This window comes from Nocardia sp. NPDC003345, from assembly GCF_053589395.1.
The window spans coordinates 1-4292 of record NZ_JBSFRU010000439.1 but is presented as its reverse complement, the minus strand read 5'-3'; the positions used below and the strand labels follow the sequence as shown (position 1 = coordinate 4292).

Genomic DNA, 4292 nt, shown 5'->3' with positions numbered 1-4292 from the left:
GCTGGCCGTGGGTGTTCTACATCAACGTGCCGATCGCCCTGCTGGCCCTGATCGCGGTCCCGGCCCTGATGCCCGCCGCACCCGCCCGCCCTGGTTCGGTGGATCTGCTCGGCGCGATCACGGTCACCGCGGGACTGGCCGCCGCCGTCTACGCGGTGGTCCGGGCCCCCGAAGCCGGCTGGGCGTCCGGGCAGACCTGGGGTGTGCTGGCCGTCTCGGCCGCCCTGCTGACCGGGTTCGTGGTCATCCAGTCGCGGCGCCGGGAACCGCTGATGCGATTGGGAATCCTGCGCGCCCCGAACCTCGCCGCCGCCGATATCGCACAACTGCTGCTCGGCGCCGCCTGGGTCCCGATGTGGTTCTTCCTGAACCTGTACCTGCAGCAGGTTCTCGGCTACAGCGCCTTCCCGTCCGGGGCCGCCCTGCTGCCGATGACCACCCTGATCATGCTCGGCATGATCGTGATCGCTCCCAGAGCGATGCAGCGGTTCGGCGCCAAGCCGATGATCGTCACCGGATTGCTCGTCCTGGCGGCCGGATTGGCGCTCATGTCGCTCATCCGTCCGACCGGAAATTTCTGGATCGACGTGCTGCCCGCCTCCCTGGTGGCCGCCGGCGGTATGTCCCTGGCGTTCATCCCCTCCCTCGGCACCGCCATCTCCGCGGCGCCGCCCGCGGAAGGCGGGCTGGCTTCGGGCATCGTCAATGTCGCCTATCAGGTCGGATCGGCCATCGGCCTGGCCGCGATGACCGCGGTGGCCGCCGCGTTCGGCGCGGACCGGGCGGGCGATCTACCGGAACTGACCAACGGATTCTCCGCCGCCTTCCTGGGTGCGAGCGTGATCGCGCTGGTGGGAGCGGGTATCACGGCGGCTACGATGCGCCCGGACAACGGCTCCTGATCCCGCGGCCGGCCCGCGGTCGGCCCCGGCCGCCTCACCGGTAGCCACCGCAGGTGACACGGCGACACCCCGGCCGCACGGAACTCCGGCGGCCGGGGCCCGCCGGTCGGGGTGTCACCCGCTCACGGCACCAGTACGAGACGGATCGGGTTGCCCTCTTTGGTTTCCAGCGCCCGCACCGCCGCGGCGGCATCCGCCAGCGGCAGCACCCCGCTGACCGAGCGGGTGAACTCGATACGGTGCAGCCGCCGCAGTTTCACCAGTTCGAGCACATGCTCGGGCGCCGAACCGTAGTGTCCCCGCAGCTGTTGCTGGAAATAGCTGAACGTTGTGCCGTCGGTGACCGTGATCGGTTTATCGGTCAGTCCGACCAGCACCAGCCGGCCCTGCGGCGCCAGGCAGCGGATCGCCTGTTCACGCACGGCGGGTACGCCCGCGAAATCGAACGCCGCGGCCAGACCCACGCCGCCGGTCGCCTCCAGTATCGCGGTCCGCAGGTCCGGGTCGGCGGCGTCGAGGGCGATATCGGCGCCGAACTCCAGCGCCCGCTCCCGCGCGGCGGGCAGCGGATCCACCGCGATGATGGGCGCGGCGCCCGCCAGGCGCAGTAGCTGGACCCCGTGGGCGCCCAGTCCGCCGATACCCCACAGACCCACCGCCTCCGCCGGGCGGATCTGCGCGGTGGCGGTGATCGCCGCCCAGGGCGTCGATACCGCGTCGGGGATGAAACAGGCCTCTTCGAAGGACAATTCGTCCGGAATCGGCACGAGGGTGTCGACGGAGGCGAGCGTGTATTCGGCCCACCCGCCGTCGTAGTCGACGCCCCGGGTATAGGTGACGCCGTCGCGGATCTCACCGGCCTGCAACAGCACCCGGTCGCCGGCCGCCGGGCCCGAAACGCCGGGTCCGAGCCGATGGACGGTCCCCGCGACCTCGTGACCCAGGACAACGGCCTCCTCCCGCAGGAACAGCGGTTTCAGCATGCCCTCGATCAGATGCACATCGGATAGGCACACCCCCGCCGCACCCACCTCGATCAGCACTTCGCCCGGTCCCGGCTCCGGCACCGGCACCTCCTCCACCCGGAAACGCTTCTCTGCCTCTGCCCCTGGATACAACCTCGCGGCCAGCACGGGATACGACTCCTCACTGAATTCGATCGGTTGGGACGCCAGGGACGATATGCCCCCGGGCCCGCCGCACGGCCGGTCTGCCGATTCGCCTCGCCGGACCTGTCGTATCGCGGCCCGCGCGAGTCCGCCTCCCCGGAACAGGCACCGTGCCGGTCGGCCGCCGAATCGGATTGTGGTGCTGCGAGTCTCGTTAAGTCGCACTATAGTCCGACAGCGGAGTCACGAGATCATTCAGCGGTCATCCGACCACCGCCGATACGACCATCTGGAACCGGGGGAACCTAGAAGATGGACAGGCAAACTCTGTCGACTGTGATGCCCGGCGATTTCGCCGGCCCGCGTACCGCCCTCTACTCGGCGGAATTCGCCGCCGACCCGCAGGCCCACTATCGCGAGATGCGCCGGCAGTTCGGTTCGCTCGCCCCCGTGGAGCTGGCGCCCGGGGTCCCCGCGACCCTGGTGATCGGCTACCACGCCGCCCTGCGGATCCTCAACGATCCGGAACATTTCCCCGCCGACCCCCGCACCTGGCAGCGCACGGTTCCCGCCGACTGCCCGGTGCTGCCGATGCTGGAATACCGGCCCAATCCGATCCGCAGCGCGTGCCCGGACCATGCCAGGTACCGATCCGCCGTCGCGGGCGCGCTGGGCAAGGTCGATCTGCACCGGTTGCACGCGACCGTCGAGGAGATCGCGATCCCGCTGATCAACTCGTTCTGCGAGACCGGGTACTGCGATGTGCTCACCGAGTACGCGCAGCCGCTGGTCTTCGCCTCGCTCAGCGCCATGCTGGGGGTGCCGCCGGAGATCGGGCAGCGGGCGTCGGAGGGTATGGCGCTGATCTTCGGGATGGACGATGCCGCCGCCGGGAACGAGATGCTGGCCGGCGCCCTGCTGGAACTCGTACATCTCAAACGGTCGGCGCCCGGCGACGATGTGACCAGCTGGCTGGTGCGCCACGAGGTGGGGCTGGACGACGAGGAGATGATGCAGCAGCTGGTGCTGCTGTACGGCGCCGGGCTCGAGCCGCCGCAGGATCTGGTCGTGAACACCCTGCTGCTGATGCTGACCGACGACCGCTTCGCCGCCACGGTGCTCGACGGCAGCCTGTCGACCCGCGACGCGCTCGACGATGTGCTGTTCAACGATCCGCCGATGGCGAACTTCTGCATCAGCTATCCGCGCCAGCCGATTCTGGTGGACCGAAGCTGGCTTCCGGCCCATCAGCCGGTGGTGATCAGTATGGCGGCCTGCAACAACGATCCGAAGATCCGCCGCGGTGAGATCATCGACAACCGTTCGCATCTCGCGTTCGGTCTCGGCCCGCACGCCTGCCCGGCGCAGTCCCCGGCGATGCTGATCGTGCAGGACGCCATCGATCAGCTCCTGGACGCACTGCCGGAACTACGGCTGGCGGTTCCGGAATCAGAACTCCAGTGGCGGCCCGACCCGTTCTACCGGGCGCTGGTCTCGCTACCTGTCACCTTCCCGCCGAGTCCACCGATCGGCGGTATCCGCTAGTCGCGTGAGGAGTTCTCCATGGAGAAACACACCGCCCCCGTAGTCCTCGACCCGTCCGGGTCGGATATCCAGGGCGAGAGCGCCCGGCTCCGGGAACGGGGACCGGTGGCTGCGGTCGAGCTGCCGGGGGGCGTGCGGGCCTGGTCGGTCACCGACGCGGCCCTGCTCGAGGATCTGCTCGCCGGTCCCGAGGTGTCCAAGAACGCGACGCGGCACTGGCCCGCCTTCCGCGACGGTGCGATCGGCGCGGATTGGCCGCTGACCCCCTGGGTCGCGCCCCAGAACATGTTTACCGCCTACGGCGACGACCACCGGCGGCTGCGCCGGATCGTCGCGCCCGCGTTCACCCATCGGCGCACCACCGCGCTGGAGCCCCGGATCGCCGAGATCACCGGGGCACTACTCGACGACCTCGCCGCGATACCGCCCGGCACCCCCGTCGACCTGCGTGAACGTTTCGCCTATCCGCTGCCCATCCAGGTGATCTGCGAGTTGATGGGAGTGCCGGAAGAACTGCACGCGAGATTGCGGAAATGCGTGGACGGCGTTTTCGACACCTCCCTCTCTCCGGAGCAGTCCCAGGCGAACTACACCAACCTGTACGCCCTGATGTACGAGCTGGTCGCCTACCGGCGCGCACACCCGGGTGACGATATGACCAGTCTGCTGGTGGCCGCGACAGACGATCCCGGAACCCCGCTGAGCGAACAGGAACTCGTCGACACCCTGATGCTGG

Annotated in this window: 3 protein-coding genes and 1 pseudogene; 3 read left to right on the top strand and 1 reads right to left on the bottom strand. The window is 69.2% G+C overall.

Going from position 1 to position 4292, the window contains the following annotated elements; translation table 11 throughout:
- On the top strand, positions 1-902 hold a 902-nt coding region (locus ACWDU1_RS30120), incomplete at its 5' end, for an MFS transporter (RefSeq protein ID WP_450003656.1).
- 122 nt (positions 903-1024) lie between these two features.
- Here ACWDU1_RS30120 and ACWDU1_RS30115 read toward each other — a convergent pair.
- Positions 1025-1969 carry a zinc-binding dehydrogenase gene (locus ACWDU1_RS30115; protein ID WP_450003654.1) on the bottom strand — a complete coding sequence of 315 codons (945 nt, stop codon included), beginning with the start codon at positions 1967-1969 and terminating at the stop codon, positions 1025-1027.
- Between the two features lie 354 nt (positions 1970-2323).
- Between ACWDU1_RS30115 and ACWDU1_RS30110 the strand changes: the two genes are divergently transcribed.
- Together ACWDU1_RS30110 and ACWDU1_RS30105 are read left to right on the top strand one after the other, a co-directional pair.
- Complete coding sequence (locus ACWDU1_RS30110) at positions 2324-3556, top strand: cytochrome P450 (protein ID WP_450003652.1); 1233 nt, start codon at positions 2324-2326, stop codon at positions 3554-3556.
- An 18-nt stretch (positions 3557-3574) separates the two neighbouring features.
- Positions 3575-4292, top strand: a pseudogene (locus ACWDU1_RS30105) (cytochrome P450); the annotation flags it as partial.